Here is a 17,114-nt window from a genome sequence, read left to right on the forward strand (position 1 = left end):
TTCACAAGAAAAAAGCATCCAGGCAATCAGCCTGAATGCTTTGTATTAAACTTGCTGCTCATCTGTTGTTGTGTAGCGAATTAAAACAGCACCTGTTTTTGATTCTCCCTCAATAAATAAGCGATTTGCATGTTCCACTTCTTTATCAAAACGGACAACTTTAGAGAGGAATTGATCCTGGGACTCCATTTTGGAAACATCCTGTATTCCGACGTCTACTTTCCCAAAGTTAGTTACCACTTTACCACTTAATGAAATAGTTCGAGGCACATATAATTCAACCGCTCCTGCAACAGTTTGAGCTTTTATTTTGGATGAATTTGTTGAACATGTTGTCACCACAACATGTCCATTTACAGATTTAGCTTCTACTTCATCCAACGCGCCATCTAAATAAACGCGACCATTTAAAGTTTCAGCTTCTAAATCTTTCCCGCGAACCTTCGTTAATTCAATGGAGCCATTAGAGGAATCTACTTCCGCTTTCCCAAAACTGAACTTAGTCCCTTTAATAGCACCATTTAATGTTTTCACCTTTAATTCTTCAACATCTGTATCCTGTAATGAAACACTACCATTCATAAGTCGGACGGATAGCTTTTCAAGTTTATCCTTTGGAACAAGTACCTTCGCATTGACTTGAACAAGCTTTAATTGACTTAAAATTCGAAGTGAATGCTCATCTTCTTTCACAACAAATTGCTCTAAAAAGTGATTGCGTGTTTCTTCTTCACTTTCATTCATAAGCGGTGCCTTCACCTTGCAAATAACTTGAATTGTATCTCCCTCACTGGATTCCAATGAAAAGTTACCATTCGGTAATTCAGCGATAATGCTTTCTACATTGGCAGCAGCCACTTCTTCTGTATGTGTAAACTCAATTTTGTCGCCAAATGGAGAAGCAACATCAAATTCCTTCACCTTTTTGACAGCTGTATTCATCATATCCATAAAAAGAGAACCAATCTGCGTTAAATCTTTACGGAAATCTTGCATCTCATCTTGGAAATGTTTCATAAAGTCTTCTTTTTTCTTGTCGCCATCTTTAGACTTTTCTTCAAATAGTGACTCTTTGTCAGTTGAAAATGACTGTGACTCTTTAGACACATCATCCATAACATTTTGAGTAGATTTGCCAGATTGCTCTAATGCCTCTAATAATGTAATCGCCTCTTGTGCCGAAATCGTACCTTTTTCTACAAGTTCTAAAATTCGTTGACGTTCATTTTGCATAACTAAATAGCCTCCCTCAGTTCGTTATACTATTTATACGATTCTTTAATTGAAAAGTTTCACTGCAAAATTGAAATAATATGGATTTTCTATCACAACCAAGGCTTTCCTTCTCGTCAGCTTGAAAGATGTGCTCCAATCTTCTTTAATTCTATAGATTAAGTAGCGCTTTTCGCATTCCATTGATGATTAGGATTAAGATTTAGAAGCTTCTGCTAGAACTGCATCCATTCTCATACGGTCGCGTTCTAAAATTGGTTTTAAATACTTTCCTGTGTAAGAACCAGGCACTTCTGCCACTTCTTCAGGTGTACCTGTTGCAATGATCGTCCCACCTTTGTCTCCACCCTCAGGACCTAAATCGATTAGATAATCAGCTGTTTTGATAACATCTAGATTGTGTTCAATGACTAAAACGGAGTCGCCATTTTCAACAAGACGTTGTAGCACGACAAGTAAACGCGCTATATCGTCTGCATGTAAGCCTGTCGTTGGTTCATCTAGAATATAGAATGATTTCCCTGTTGAACGTCGATGTAATTCAGATGCTAATTTTACACGCTGCGCTTCTCCTCCTGACAATGTTGTGGCAGGTTGTCCTAATTTCATATAACCTAAGCCGACATCTACAATAGTTTGTAGCTTACGTTGGATTTTAGGAATATTTTCAAAGAACACTACTGCATTTTCAATTGTCATATCCAGAATATCTGCGATACTCTTATCTTTATATTTCACTTCAAGTGTTTCACGGTTATAGCGTTTCCCGTGACAAACTTCACAAGGAACATACACATCCGGGAGGAAATGCATTTCTATTTTTATTATTCCATCTCCACGGCATGCTTCACAGCGGCCACCCTTGACATTAAAGCTAAAACGACCTTTTTTATAGCCTCTTACCTTTGCTTCATTTGTGGTAGCGAAAACATCACGTATATCATCAAAGACTCCCGTGTAAGTGGCTGGATTCGAGCGTGGTGTACGGCCAATTGGGGATTGGTCAATATCGATGACTTTTTCAAGTTCATCCATCCCAGTTACCTCTTTATGTTCTCCTGGTTTAACCTTGGAACGATTCAGCTTCTGTGCCAATGATTTATATAATATTTCATTAATCAGCGTAGATTTCCCTGAACCAGACACACCCGTTACTGCGACAAATAAACCAAGTGGTACGTCGACTTTGACATTGCGTAAATTATTCTCCTTGGCACCCTTAATCGAAAGCTTACGACCATTTGGTTGACGTCTTTCCACTGGCAATGGAATAAATTTTTTACCACTTAAATATTGTCCTGTTAAAGAATTATCATTTTCCATGACTTCCTGTGGTGTACCAGCTGCAACAATTTGACCACCATGTACACCAGCACCTGGTCCAACGTCAATCAGATAATCAGCTGCTAGCATCGTATCTTCATCATGCTCCACCACAATTAGTGTATTACCAATATCTCGCATGTTTTGTAAGGTGCTAATCAAACGATCATTATCCCGTTGGTGCAAACCAATCGATGGTTCATCTAAAATATAGAGAACGCCCGTTAATCGTGACCCTATTTGCGTAGCAAGACGAATACGTTGTGCTTCCCCACCTGATAATGTGCCTGCTGCACGACTTAAAGTTAAATAGTCTAAACCTACATTGACAAGGAAGCCTAGTCTTTCTTCTATTTCTCGTAAAACTAGACGAGCAATTTGCATATCCTTTTCAGTGAGATCTAGCTCTTTGAAAAATGTATCGGCTTCCTGAATCGAATATTGTGTCACTTCACCAATATGCTTATCAGCAACTTTCACTGCCAATGTTTCTGGCTTTAAACGATAACCCTTACAGGAAGGACAAGCCTGTTGTGCCATATATTTTTCCATCTGCTCACGAACATAATCTGAAGTTGTCTCTTTAAAACGACGTTCTACATTTCGCACAACACCTTCAAATTCAATCATTTGGTCTCGCACATTGCCAAACTCATTTTCATAATGGAAGTGAATTTTCTCTTTGCCTGAACCATATAAAACTTTATCCATCTTGTCCTTTGGTAAATCTTTTACTGGTACATCCATTGGAATCTCATAGTGGTCACATACTGCTTTTAATAATTGAGGATAGTACTGTGAACTTGTAGGCTCCCAAGGTGCAATAGCATGCTCTAACAAGGAACGATCCCAATCTGGCACCACTAAATCTAAATCCACCTCTTGTGTGGAGCCTAAGCCATCACAGCTAGGACAAGCACCAAATGGACTATTAAATGAAAACATGCGTGGCTCTAGCTCTCCAATGGAAAAACCACAAATTGGACAGGCATGATGTTCACTAAACAGTAATTCCTCGTGCTCCATGACATCTACAAGAACACGACCATCTGCTAAACGAAGAGCTGTCTCTAAAGAATCACTTAAACGTGCAGCAATACCTTCCTTCATTACAACACGGTCGATCACAACCTCAATGGAATGCTTTTTATTTTTATCAAGATCAATCGCATCATCTAAATCTCGTAAATCCCCATCAATACGCACACGAACGAAGCCTTGTTTTTTTAAATCTTCCAGTAGTTTTACATGTGTTCCTTTACGACCAGAAACCATTGGCGCAAGAAGTTGCATCTTGGTTCTTTCTGGATAAGATAATAAACGGTCCACCATTTGCTCAATCGTTTGGGAAGTAATTTCTATCCCATGATTCGGACAAATCGGCTTACCAATACGTGCATAAAGTAAACGTAAGTAATCATAGATTTCTGTAACCGTCCCGACCGTAGAGCGTGGGTTACGACTCGTCGTTTTTTGGTCAATTGAAATAGCAGGCGATAATCCTTCAATTGCATCAACATCTGGTTTGTCCATTTGTCCAAGAAACTGGCGAGCATAGGCGGACAGAGACTCGACATAACGTCGTTGTCCCTCCGCATAAATCGTATCAAACGCTAGTGAAGATTTACCTGAACCTGATAATCCTGTTAAAACGACTAATTGATCACGTGGAATTGTGACATTAATATTTTTTAAATTATGAGCACGTGCACCTTGCACGACAATTTCAGTATTTTTCACAAGTCATTCACCCTTCTACCTTCAATTCAAATATTGTATCTCTAAGCTCCGCTGCACGTTCGAAATCAAGCGCTTTTGCTGCTTCCTTCATTTCTATTTCTAGAGAAGCTAAGAGCTGTTCTCTTTCTGCCTTAGTCAGCTTTTTGCCCTTCGTCGCCTTTGTTACATAGGATTCTTCTTCTTCTGCCACTTGTGTAGCACGAATTACTTCTGGTATTTTTTTACTAATAGTTTGAGGTGTAATACCATGCTCTTCGTTATATGCCATTTGCAATGCACGACGACGTTTTGTTTCATCCAGTGCCTTTTTCATCGAGTCTGTTACATGATCCGCATACATGATGACATGACCATTCGCATTACGCGCAGCTCGGCCAATCGTTTGAATGAGTGAACGTTCTGAACGTAAGAACCCTTCTTTATCTGCATCTAAAATGGCTACAAGTGATACTTCAGGAATATCAAGGCCTTCTCGCAATAAGTTAATGCCAATTAGTACATCGTATGTGCCCTTCCGTAGCTCACGGATAATCTCAATGCGCTCTAATGTTTTAATCTCAGAATGCAAATATTCAACCTTTAAGCCCATCTCCTTCAAATAGGCGGTTAAATCCTCTGACATTTTCTTCGTTAGCGTTGTTACTAACACTCGCTCATCACGTGCAATTCGATCCTGAATTTCATCAATCAAGTTATCTATTTGACCTTCAATTGGGCGGACATCAATTAATGGATCCAATAAACCAGTAGGTCGAATAATTTGCTGGATCATTTCTGGTGTATGCTCCAACTCATAAGGCCCTGGTGTGGCAGATACATAAATAGCTTGATGTACTCGAGCTTCGTATTCTTCAAAACGCAATGGACGGTTATCTAGAGCAGATGGTAAGCGGAAACCATGTTCTACCAGTACCCCTTTACGTGCTTGGTCACCGTTATACATCCCTCGTACCTGTGGGAGAGTTACGTGACTTTCATCTACTACAAGTAAAAAGTCCTCAGGGAAATAATCAAGCAAAGTATAAGGAGTAGCACCTGCTTCACGTAAAGTTAAGTGACGGGAATAGTTCTCAATCCCCGAACAAAAGCCCATTTCACGCATCATTTCTAAATCATAACGCGTTCGTTGCTCTAGACGTTGAGCCTCCAACAATTTATCCTCGGCACGCAATAATGCCAAACGATCTTCTAATTCTTTTTCGATATTTTCAATTGCTTTTCGCATTTTTTCTTCTCGTGTAACGAAGTGGGATGCTGGAAAAATAGCAACATGCTCTCGATCTGATAATATTTCTCCAGTTAAAGCATCTACTTCACGGATACGATCAATTTCATCCCCAAAAAATTCGACACGAATACAATGTTCATCACGTGAGGCTGGGAAAATTTCAACTACATCTCCTCGTACCCGAAACGTTCCACGTGTAAAACTAACATCATTGCGCTCATATTGAACATCTACAAGTTTGCGCAGTAACTGATTACGTTCAATTTCCATACCTGTGCGAATCGATACAACCATTTCACGATATTCTTCTGGAGAACCAAGACCGTAAATACAGGATACAGATGCAATAATAATGACATCATCACGCTCAAATAATGCCGAAGTTGCAGAGTGGCGCAGCTTATCAATTTCATCGTTAATGCTAGAATCCTTTTCTATATAAGTATCTGTCTGCGGTACATAGGCTTCTGGTTGGTAGTAATCATAGTAACTAACAAAATATTCTACAGCGTTATTTGGAAAGAACTCTTTGAACTCACTATATAATTGGCCCGCCAATGTTTTATTGTGTGCCATAATGAGTGTCGGTTTTTTAACCTGCTGGATGACATTAGAAATCGTAAACGTTTTTCCAGTTCCTGTAGCACCTAGTAACGTTTGATGACGCTTGCCTGCCTTCACACCCTCCACTAATTCCGCAATTGCCTGTGGCTGGTCCCCATTAGGCTGATATGGCGCTTGTAAATCAAAAGTTTGCACACCTGTCCCCGTCCTTTCTTTCCAATTTGTACATATATTTTAGCATAGCAATATTAAAATATCGAACATTTAACGAACGAATGTTTGTAAAATTTTTTTCTATCCCTAAAAATGGAAGATGGCCCATCAACCTTCTACTTTCATCATAGCCGTTTCAACAGGTTTTCAAGCTTTATCTATTCATTAGTCAATTATAGAATGGTAGTCGCAATTTCTCGTTTCTCATTTTTAGTGCAATTTCATAAATTGAGTGCATTGGACCCCACCCACTCTATCATTTCCAAAAACAAAAATCCCGCTCTCCATAGACGCGGAGAGCGGAATAATTAGTATGATTCATCTTCTGTTTGATGCAAGGAGTTTAGTTCGGTTGCGTATTGATAAAATGCGTTTTCATCTTTATCATCGAGCGCTCTATCTATCAGAACTATGAGCTGCTCTTGTCGATGCATACGCTGGATACGATTTAAAAATAAATCTAAATAAATCTCGTTTAATAATCTCTCTGCCTCATCAACTTTTTTTGAATGACCAACGGCTTTTAGAAAATCTGTGTACGAATAATATTTATCCAACGATCTCACCCCGATCCTTTTCTAAATTATATGAAAATTGAAATTAAAAAGCAATGCTTACGATTTGAAAATAACTTGAATTAGCTACTAAACTCGTGAAGTTTAAAGCAAACTCTCTAAGCATTTCATTCATTTATAAGCCTTGTTCCATTATTTTGTATATTTTTTGAAATTCATATTATGTACTACACTACGATTATCAATAGAAAAGGGAGGCACTTTCACTATGACTACCAAATTTGTTAATGGCTATTTAATTTCCTTTAACACTTACTTGCTACAACCTATTCAGCATGACGCTAAAATTTTTACTCATGTTATTGACAAACATAATGAGCTAATTGTTACTCGGAAACCGATGCATGTACTAAGAAAATCCTGTATATCATTAGGCTCCACCTATGAAGCTGCCAAGCAATCTGCTAAACGTTTTTTTGGTAATCAACATAAGCTACCAATAGTTGTGGCTTTTGATTATGGGTTTCCTTGCATTTTTCTACCAACCTATTCACCGAATTCAATTCATAATATATGGATAGGACTCCATGCTATTACTAACATTACACCTAGTAAAACAGGATGTGTTGTCACATTAAAAAATGATAAAAAGATTGAGCTACCTATTCAATATGCTTCTATTAGTAAGCAGTTTGTAAATGCATCAATGCTCTATAAACATTATATGAACGAACGAAAACAGCTTAGTCAAGACTCCCCCTATCATCCACCCTTTTAACTACAAGAATCCCCCAAGATTAACTCTTGGGGGATGGATATTAATTAATTTTTGAACGTAAGTACGCATTAATAAACGGATCTAAATCGCCGTCCATTACCGCTCCGACATTCCCTGTTTCTTCATTGGTACGATGATCTTTTACCATAGAGTATGGATGGAATACATAAGAGCGAATTTGCGAGCCCCAGCCAATGTCCTTTTGTTCACCACGGATCTCATCAAGCTGCGCCTGTTGCTTCTCTAGCTCTAATTGATATAATTTCCCTTTTAACATAGCCATCGCTTTTTCACGGTTTTTAATTTGTGAACGTTCTGCTTGGCATTGTACAACCGTGCCAGTCGGGATGTGTGTAATACGAACAGCTGAATCTGTTGTATTGATGTGCTGACCACCCGCACCTGTCGCACGATACGTATCAATTTTCAAATCTTCTGTGCGAATATCAATTTCAATATTCTCGTCAAACTCTGGCATAACATCACAAGAAACGAAAGAAGTATGACGACGTCCTGAAGAATCAAATGGTGAAATACGTACTAGGCGATGGACACCTTTTTCGGCCTGTAAATAACCGAAAGCATTATGCCCCTTAATCGAAATGGTTACAGATTTAATCCCTGCTTCATCACCAGGAAGATAATCCATTGTCTCCACTTTAAAGCCACGCTTCTCAGCCCATCGTGTATACATACGTAAAAGCATAGAACCCCAGTCTTGTGACTCTGTTCCCCCTGCTCCTGGGTGCAATTCTAAAATGGCATTGTTTTGATCGTATGGACCGCTCAATAATAATTGCAGCTCAAAATCAGCCATTTTTTGTTGGAATTCCACCAACTCTTTTCCCAATTCTTCCTGCAATTCTTCATCTGGCTCTTCACGTAAAAGCTCCAATGTCATATCTAAATTCTCATGTGTTTCTTCTAATTCTTTATATTCATTAACGATTGCTTTTAAGCCATTACCCTCATTAATGATCACCTGTGCACCTTGCTGATCATCCCAGAACCCTGGCTCTAGCATCATTTCATCTAACTCCTGTATACGTGCCTCTTTGTTTTCTAAGTCAAAGAGACCCCCTGAAGTCCACCAATTTTTTGGCTGTAGTATCTAACACATTGCGTACATCTGCTAATTCTATCATTGTAAAATCCTCCGAACGTTTGTAATGGAGCATAGTGTGAAAGCTCCGTATCTTTTTATTATAACGTTTTTACAGAGGAAAACATACATAAATACACGATCCTAAGTCTCGTCCTCAAGCATATCAAGCGTAAAACGTTGAAATACTTTCACACGATCATATTGAACAAGTAAATGCTTCGTCCTTCTCTCTAATCTATATTTTAATAAAAATGCCCGTTGAATACGATACTCTATCGTTTTGACACTAACATCTACAATAATTTCCTGCCCATTCGTAAAGATTATCTTTGTACTCTTTTTATCCACAGAGATATACTCATCAATATGATGGACAGCAAACCATATACATTCCGGATGTAGAGGCGACTTGCTCGGAAACCATAAAATATTACCTCGCTCATCCACAACGATTGGGTTTTTATTAAGCTTACCTAAAATCATTTTTGATCCATCAAAAGCCCCTCTTAAGCTAGAACCATAATAACGCAGATTATAGTCCATTAACTTTGTCGGCGGTATTTTAGAAATATAATCTTTACTTTTTTCCATTACCCGAGTACATAAATTTCCAAAGGAATCATACACAGGCATATACAGCATAGTTTCACTACTCATAATATCCTTCTTATGCATCATTATTCCCCCTTTATGCACTTATGTTTTCAGCCTAAATAAAAAAAGAATATACAAATGTCCGTACATTCCCGCTTTTTTCTACAAGTCGAAATTGCTTGGAAAACTCTATTTCCACCCACATTTCTCCCACCCCATCTTTAATCTTTTGTCACTCTTAATTCTTTGTTTTCAACCCACCTAATTATTAGGTAATAATAGAAGTATTCTCTAAAACTAAATCCCTAATATTACAGCTATTGTATACCCATATTTTACTATTGTCTATAAATTCTGACTTTTATAACAAAAATTTATTTATTTATAAAAAAAAGATCATTTCAACACACAGTTAAAATGACCTTTTCCCTTTATATTATTGAGCTGCGCCATGACAGTTTTTAAACTTCTTACCGCTTCCACACGGACATAAATCATTACGTCCAACATTTTCAGCTTTACGAACTGGTTGCTTTTTCGGAGCAGGACCGCCTTCTTCCTTCGGATTAACAGCCTGACCTTTCGCCACCTCTTCACGCTCAAGATTACTGCGAATTTCTGCCTTCATTGCATACTTCGCAACATCCTCGCGAATGGAAGCAACCATATCTTCGAACATCGCAAAACCTTCTTGTTGATATTCACGAAGTGGATCATTTTGACCGTATGCACGCAGATGGATACCTTGACGAAGTTGATCCATTGCATCAATATGATCGATCCATTTTGTATCAATAGAACGTAATAAAATAACTTTTTCAAACTCACGCATACGCTCTGGAGTAAGCTCTGCTTCTTTTTCATCATATCGAGCATGAACAGCTTCTGAAATCAATTGATTAATGTCTTCAGCAGATTTGCCTTGGAAATCAGCTACTTTTAGTTGACCTTCCTCTAGCAAGTTAGCAGCCACAAAATCATCAATAGCCTTCAGATTCCAATCTTTTTGCTCCCCTTGTGTATAGAGTCCGACAACATTATCGATCGTCTCTTGAATCATCGATTCCACAAGCACACGCATATTTTCTGTTTCTAGCACATCATAACGCTCTTTATAAATAATCTCACGTTGCTGACGGAGAACATCATCATATTGTAATAAACGCTTACGAGCATCAAAGTTATTACCTTCGACACGTTTCTGCGCTGATTCTACAGCTCTCGACACAACTTTTGATTGCAATGGCTGTGTATCGTCCATTCCTAAACGCATCATCATAGACTTCATATTATCTGAACCGAAACGACGCATTAAATCATCTTCTAGTGATAAATAAAATTGTGTCACCCCTGGATTCCCTTGACGACCAGAACGTCCACGTAGCTGGTTATCAATACGACGGGATTCATGTCTCTCTGTACCAATTACCGCTAACCCGCCAATTTCTAAAACACCTTCACCAGGTTTAATATCGGTACCACGCCCCGCCATATTTGTGGCAATCGTTACAGCACCCTTTGTACCAGCATTCGCAATAATTTCTGCCTCACGTTCATGGTTTTTCGCATTCAGTACATTATGAGGGATTTTATGTTTATCAAGCAATTGCGAAATAATTTCAGATGTTTCAATCGCAACCGTACCAACAAGAACAGGCTGTCCTGCCTTATGGCGCTCTGCAATATCAGCCGCCACCGCTTTATATTTCCCTTCCATAGAAGCAAAAATTAAATCTGGACGGTCATCACGAGCAATGGGCTTATTCGTAGGAATCGCAATAACGCTCATATTGTAAATATTGCGGAACTCTTCTTCCTCAGTTTTCGCTGTACCTGTCATTCCCGCAAGCTTTTGGTACATACGGAAATAGTTTTGGAATGTAATGGTAGCCATTGTCATTGATTCATTTTGAATCTCAACGCCTTCTTTTGCTTCAATAGCTTGGTGGAGGCCATCCGAATATCGGCGCCCCTTCATTAAACGACCAGTAAAGCCATCAACAATCACAATTTCGCCATCTTGGACAACATAATCGACATCATTATGCATACTCACATGTGCCTTTAACGATTGGTTAATCGCATGATTTAAGCGGACATGTGTTAAATCAAACAAATTGTCAATGCCGAATGCTTTCTCCGCCTTTTCCACACCAGCATCTGTTAATGTAACACCTTTTGTTGACTCTTCGTATGTGTAATCTGTTTCTGCACTTAACATACGTACAAACGCATTAGACTGTTTATACAACTGTGCTGATTTCCCAGCCTGACCGGAAATGATTAATGGCGTACGTGCCTCATCAATTAAAATCGAGTCAACCTCATCGATGACAGCATAGTGAAGTGGGCGTTGAACACGCTCCTCTTTATAAAGCACCATATTATCACGCAAATAGTCAAATCCTAATTCATTGTTTGTACTATAAGTGATATCCGCTTCATAGGCCGCACGCTTCTCTTCTTTTGACAGGCTATTTAAATTTAAACCTACTGTAAGACCTAAGAAATTATACAGCTGTCCCATCTCAGCAGCGTCACGACTAGCCAAATATTCATTGACTGTGACAACATGCACACCTTTACCAGTAATCGCATTTAAATAAACCGCCATCGTAGCTGTTAACGTTTTACCTTCACCGGTCTTCATCTCTGAAATGTTACCTTCATCAAGAGAAGCAGCCCCCATGATTTGGACACGGAACGGATACATCTCTAACACACGTTTCGACGCTTCGCGACAAACAGCAAAAGCCTCCGCACGAATAGACTCTAACTGCTCCCCATCCGCATAACGCTTTTTAAACTCTTCTGTTTTCGCTTGTAATTGTTCATCTGAAAGCTGTTCCATTTGAGAAGCGAATCCCTCAACCTGGTCAGCGATTTTTTCTAATTTTTTTAACTCACGTTTATTGAAATCAAATAATTTATTTAATAGGTTTGCCATGAATGTTTTTCACTTCCTATATAGATTCAACTTTCATTTTACCATTGTGTAACAGTTTCATGCAAACAGTCACCCTACTTGCATGAGAAAGTCATACAAAAAAGACTCTCGCCATCGCGAGAGCCTTTGTCATCATGAAGTTTAAGTTGTTTCAATTAAGCCATATTTTCCGTCTTTACGTTTATACACAATATTTGTGCCGTTTGATTCAGCATCTGTAAAGACATAGAAATCATGCCCTAACATATTCATTTGTAATACAGCCTCTTCCTGATCCATCGGTTTTAAATCAAATTGCTTGGTACGTACAATGGAGTATTCTTCTTCATCCAAAGTCGTATCAGCGACTGCTTGAGTAGTAGCAAAATAAAGGCCTGCCCCTTCACGCTCACGGAATTTACGGTTTACTTTCGTTTTATGCTTACGAATCTGACGCTCTAATTTATCAACAATGAGATCAACCGCAGCATACATATCATTATGACGCTCTTCAGCACGAAGAGTTAAGTTCTTCATTGGGATTGTAACTTCCACTTTTGTTTGCTTGTCATTATAAACCTTTAAATTTACGTTAGCATTGGCGTTAACATCTTCGTTAAAATAACGTTCAACTTTTTCGATTTTATTCTCAACATACTCTCGAATAGCTGGAGTTACCTCAATATTTTCACCACGAATGTTAAAGTTTAACATGTAAACTCCTCCTTTATAACTGCTATACTATCTATTTCTACACAAGTGTGTGAAATTCCTCTAAAATAATTCTTTATTTTACAAAAAACTTTTATAAAATTAATATTGGCTTTGCTTTTTTATTTCTGCCGCTTCTTTTTTGCGTCGTAGCTTTAATTCATCTACAATCAACTCTTCAACACGACCTTGATCATTAAAATAAACGCCATATTGCTTACCACTACCAAATGGACGACTCCAAATCACTTCACCATAAGCCCGTACCTCTTGCGTATCAAGCACAAAATGGATATCCAATGGTGGGGGATTCACACCTAAATCCACTTCCGTATACATCTTTAACCCACGCGGACTAATATCCAGCAATTCAGCCATTGCCGTCTGCCCATGATTAACTCGCCCATTTTCATAAACAGCAAAAGTTATTTGAACAGGCTCCTCAAATTTAAATCGGAAACCTTCTTGACGCTTAAAAATCATATTCCCACCCCAGTATATTGTTAAACATTTATATTGCTTTGATTATGACACGATGCCCATCTTACAGCTAGGGGAATAAGTAACATATTTTACCGTTGAACAGCCTATTTTATGACTATTTAGTGATAATTTCTAACAGATGATTCTGTCTTAAAGAAAAGAGACCATCTTGGTGGATGGTCTCTAATAGTGTCTAAATTTGTCCGCTGTTTCCCTGACCAAATTGCTGTTGTCGATTAATGCGAATAACTTCCTTCCACGTATCGCGGAATTCCGTCACTAATCCTTCTACTTCTTCAATAATGGCTACATCATTTTGAATGTTTGCCTCGACTAGACGATGATTCATATATTCGTAAAGAGGTAGCATTTGTTTCGAAATCTCAATATCCATATTAAGCGTTGCCATTAATTCACTTATAATTGCCTGTGCCTTAATAAGATTTGTATTTTTTTCTTGGATATTTTTTTCTTGAATAGCTTGTTTCGCCTTATTCAAGAATTTTAAACATCCATTATAAAGCATTAACGTCAGCTCTCCTGGAGAAGCAGTGGTTACACTATTTTGTTTGTACGCATTTTGTGCTGTTAAATTTGCTGCCAATAAAGGACAACTCCTTTGAAAGGTTACTTATTTACTAGTTTAAACCATTTTCCGAAGAAAAGCTATTTGATCAATTACGCCCAAGCGTAATTGTGTCGGGATTTTGAATTGTGATAGCACAATTCACTTCTTTTAAAAATCCTTGACATACGCCTGGGCCTTATCTTCATTCAGCTTGCGGCTTCCACCACACTGAATGAAGATAAAAGGTCAATTCTTTTTGTCGTAATACATTCCGTCCATCACACGAACATTGGAGTAAGGGTTGAAATATTGCTGTTCACTTTTTTTCGTTTTTTGTAGGTTTGCCATGTCTTGCTTAACTGCATCCATAACAGCTGCTAATCGTTGTTTTATGCCCTTATCTAACTCTAACAGAGTACGATGAATACGATTTTGTTCATCGAATTGAAAACCTTCTTGTTTCAAGCCTTTAATAATTGTTTCACGCTTGTCCAACATGGTATTAATTGTTTCAATATATTCGTCACGTTCTTCACCATTTGGAATGTCACCTAAATGCTTAAATAGATTGGCAGACACCTGTAATAGTTGATCTGTTTGATACATTATACTCTCCTATCTAATAAAGAAATCCTTAGCCCTGCATGAACATGCTTGATTGTTGATTTGCTTTATTAATAGCTTGCTCCATTGCTGTGAATTGTTTCCAGTATCGTGCTTCTATATCCTCTAGTTTTCTTTTCCAAGTACTGATTCGACTTTCTGTATCCACTAAATTTTTTCCAATTGCATATTGAGCGTCGGTCATCGTAGAGCGGCCTGCTTTTTTTTCAATAGTAATTTCAAAAGTTTTCATCGATCCACGAAGTTTATCTAAATAACCGCGTGTATCGACTGTTTTTCCGTCTACGACATCATCCTTTTTACCTTCACTATTTTTAAAGAGTTTTTCAACTGCATCAGGATCTTCTTCCAATACTTTTCGTAATTTTGCTTCATCAATTTCTAAAGTACCGCCATCATTATAATTTTTTGATGTTGTAATCCCAATACTAAAGAGGGAATTATATTTTGAGTCAATACCAGGATTTGATTGGTATACTAAAGAACGCATACCTGCAAGCCCTTCACGAATAAGAGTGTCACCTCTTAATAACCCACTCTTCGCTTTTTCTTCCCAAAGTTTAATCTCACTTTCTGACATCTCTTCTCTTTGTTCACTAGTCAACGGTGTATAATCACGATATTTTGTTTCTTTCGTTTGATCATTTAAATCTTTGATAAAACCGTTATAAGTAGTGACAAATTCCTTAATTTTAGCCATGATGTCATCCACATCTGTTGTGGAAGTCATAGTGACCGCTTGTGCTTGTGGAGCAGCATTTACTTTATCCTCGTCAACTACTTTACCGCCACTACCATCATCCTTTAAAATATCTGCTGCAGTTGCATCTGCTGTTGCTGCTTTTTCGGTATTAGTGGCCTCTGTTAAACGAGTTTGAGCTGCTTTTTCTTCAGCAACTGCAGTTAAATACTCGGAGCGCTTAATATTTTGATCGGCTAAATCATAAAATTGACCTTTTTTTTCTGGTGATAAGCTATTCCAAATCTCTTTTTGTTTTTCTGTTAAATCCTCAACCTTTTTAGTACCTTCTTGCAACTCTTTAATTAACGCATCGCCTAACTGACTATATTTTTGTTTGAAATCGACAGCCTGAGCTTTTTCTTGATAAGTTTTCAAAGTTGCCGAATCTGTTGCTATTAAATTAGTTAAATCATCTTTACTTAAAGATTTTAGCGCATCTTTGACTTCCTTTGTAAACTCAGGATTATCATCTATATCTTTATGAATTTTTTCAATTGAATCACTGCTGTTATATGAGAATCGTTTTAATGCATCGATGGCATTTTGATCAAAATCTTTTAATTTTACACCATATTTTTCGTATTCCGCTTGAGCTTTAAAATCTGTAAGCTGATCTTTGTTTGAAAATAGAACATCTAACACATCATTAGATAAATCCTTTAATTTCGCTTTGCTTTCATCACTTAAAGAGCTTCCATCTAGATTATCTTTAATACCTTGTGCAGATGATTGGTTTTTAATGTAATTTATTTCATCTGTTGATAAATTTCTCCATGCATCATTTCCTAGTTTGTTATATTGCACTTGTTGTGACAAAGATAAAGTATTACCAAAAGCGTTTTTATACGCAGTTTCATGGTTAGCTGTATAACTATTAATATCACTAGCACCATAAGCATTTTGTTTTGTAATAAGATTTGCTTGCTTATTTGCTAAATTGGTAGTAGCATTTTTTAATTCTTCCACAGCAGCCTTATATTTATCTGCAATCGTTTGGAGGCCATTAAATGTATCTTTTAGCGTTACATTATAGCCTGAAATAGTAAATGTATTTGTTGTTCTTTCTGTAGCTATGCCATTCACAGTGAAAATAGCATTTTTTCCTTCTGTATTTTGAACTTTATTAGGATCAGCAAACCCTAACTTGTTGAAAATATCTAAACCACCTACAACTTTGATTTCATCATCACCTTTAACATCACCAGTGTTTTTGGCAGTAAAGGAGAATCGACCATTTTCAAATACAGCACTAATTCCTGCATTACTAGAATTCACTTTACTAATAAATTGATCAACTGTCATATCAGAAGTAATTTCAATCTTTGTTGCTTCACTTGCTAATTTGCCGTTAGTTTGGATGGCTTTAAATTCTATAGTTCCTGTTGCTCCTAAATCAGACATTTTCGTTGTTCCTACAGCATTCACCTGATCACCAACTTTACGAGCTGCTGTAGCTAATTGAGAAACACCCTCAATTGACAGTGTTCCCGCAGCACTTCCTGTTGCAGTTGCAGTTACTAAGTTAGAATTGGAACTAGCTGCAGTTTTAGAAATGAGACTTTTTAATACTAGATTATCTGAAATATAAGTATCAAATGTTTTTAATTTTGTATTAACACCTCGGTATGCATCACGTTGCCACTCGTACGTTTGTTTCTTTTGATATAACTTGTTTAACGGTGCTCTTTCCGCATTCATTAATTTTTTTACGAGTGCATCTATATCCATTCCTGAAGCTAAACCGCCGATTCTATTTACCATTATATT

At 37.6% G+C, this 17,114-nt stretch carries 13 protein-coding genes; 1 reads left to right on the plus strand and 12 read right to left on the minus strand.

Annotated features, from left to right (window positions below):
* Positions 1–45: 45 nt before the first annotated feature.
* The 4 genes from ACP3VS_RS03075 to ACP3VS_RS03090 all read right to left on the minus strand — a co-directional run bounded on the left by ACP3VS_RS03075 (position 46) and on the right by ACP3VS_RS03090 (position 6,858).
* Positions 46–1,233, minus strand: a complete 1,188-nt coding sequence (locus tag ACP3VS_RS03075; protein ID WP_012292923.1) for a DUF4097 family beta strand repeat-containing protein — start codon at positions 1,231–1,233, stop codon at positions 46–48.
* 195 nt (positions 1,234–1,428) lie between these two features.
* Positions 1,429–4,296 (minus strand): excinuclease ABC subunit UvrA, encoded by a 2,868-nt coding sequence (gene uvrA, locus ACP3VS_RS03080; RefSeq protein ID WP_031418725.1) that lies wholly within the window; start codon positions 4,294–4,296, stop codon positions 1,429–1,431.
* Between the two features lie 7 nt (positions 4,297–4,303).
* The gene (gene uvrB, locus ACP3VS_RS03085; protein ID WP_012292921.1) at positions 4,304–6,283 is read right to left on the minus strand and encodes an excinuclease ABC subunit UvrB; all 1,980 of its coding nucleotides are present in this window, start codon (positions 6,281–6,283) and stop codon (positions 4,304–4,306) included.
* A gap of 326 nt (positions 6,284–6,609) precedes the next feature.
* Entirely contained in the window at positions 6,610–6,858 is a 249-nt protein-coding gene (locus tag ACP3VS_RS03090) for an IDEAL domain-containing protein (protein WP_012292920.1), read from the minus strand.
* Positions 6,859–7,084: 226 nt separating this feature from the next.
* On the opposite strand from ACP3VS_RS03090, the gene ACP3VS_RS03095 reads away from it, so the two are divergent.
* Positions 7,085–7,594 (plus strand): competence protein ComK, encoded by a 510-nt coding sequence (locus ACP3VS_RS03095; RefSeq protein ID WP_036167193.1) that lies wholly within the window; start codon positions 7,085–7,087, stop codon positions 7,592–7,594.
* A gap of 40 nt (positions 7,595–7,634) precedes the next feature.
* Here the strand turns inward: ACP3VS_RS03095 and prfB are convergent.
* The 8 genes from prfB to fliD all read right to left on the minus strand — a co-directional run bounded on the left by prfB (position 7,635) and on the right by fliD (position 17,108).
* Positions 7,635–8,739 (minus strand): peptide chain release factor 2 gene (gene prfB / locus ACP3VS_RS03100; protein WP_206700897.1). Its coding sequence is split into 2 segments (ribosomal slippage): positions 7,635–8,663 and positions 8,665–8,739, totalling 1,104 coding nucleotides; the frame shifts between segments, so codons are not numbered across the junction.
* 101 nt (positions 8,740–8,840) lie between these two features.
* Positions 8,841–9,377, minus strand: a complete 537-nt coding sequence (locus tag ACP3VS_RS03105) for a competence protein ComK (protein ID WP_230584340.1) — start codon at positions 9,375–9,377, stop codon at positions 8,841–8,843.
* Positions 9,378–9,729: 352 nt separating this feature from the next.
* Positions 9,730–12,240, minus strand: coding sequence for a preprotein translocase subunit SecA (gene secA / locus ACP3VS_RS03110; protein WP_012292916.1), 2,511 nt, complete (start codon positions 12,238–12,240; stop codon positions 9,730–9,732).
* 141 nt (positions 12,241–12,381) lie between these two features.
* A complete protein-coding gene (gene hpf / locus ACP3VS_RS03115; protein ID WP_012292915.1) occupies positions 12,382–12,933 on the minus strand; it encodes a ribosome hibernation-promoting factor, HPF/YfiA family in 552 nt (183 codons plus the stop codon).
* Between the two features lie 99 nt (positions 12,934–13,032).
* On the minus strand, positions 13,033–13,413 hold the full coding sequence (locus ACP3VS_RS03120) for a PilZ domain-containing protein (protein WP_036214791.1): 381 nt from the start codon (positions 13,411–13,413) through the stop codon (positions 13,033–13,035).
* Positions 13,414–13,606: 193 nt separating this feature from the next.
* Entirely contained in the window at positions 13,607–14,017 is a 411-nt protein-coding gene (gene fliS, locus ACP3VS_RS03125; protein ID WP_012292914.1) for a flagellar export chaperone FliS, read from the minus strand.
* Between the two features lie 210 nt (positions 14,018–14,227).
* Positions 14,228–14,587, minus strand: a complete 360-nt coding sequence (locus tag ACP3VS_RS03130) for a flagellar protein FliT (protein ID WP_012292913.1) — start codon at positions 14,585–14,587, stop codon at positions 14,228–14,230.
* A 28-nt stretch (positions 14,588–14,615) separates the two neighbouring features.
* Positions 14,616–17,108, minus strand: coding sequence for a flagellar filament capping protein FliD (fliD, locus tag ACP3VS_RS03135; protein ID WP_426388357.1), 2,493 nt, complete (start codon positions 17,106–17,108; stop codon positions 14,616–14,618).
* Positions 17,109–17,114: the final 6 nt, after the last annotated feature.

Origin of the sequence: Lysinibacillus sp. VIII_CA (assembly GCF_049943995.1) — a bacterium.
In the GTDB taxonomy this organism is placed as follows: Bacteria; Bacillota; Bacilli; order Bacillales_A; family Planococcaceae; genus Lysinibacillus; species Lysinibacillus pinottii.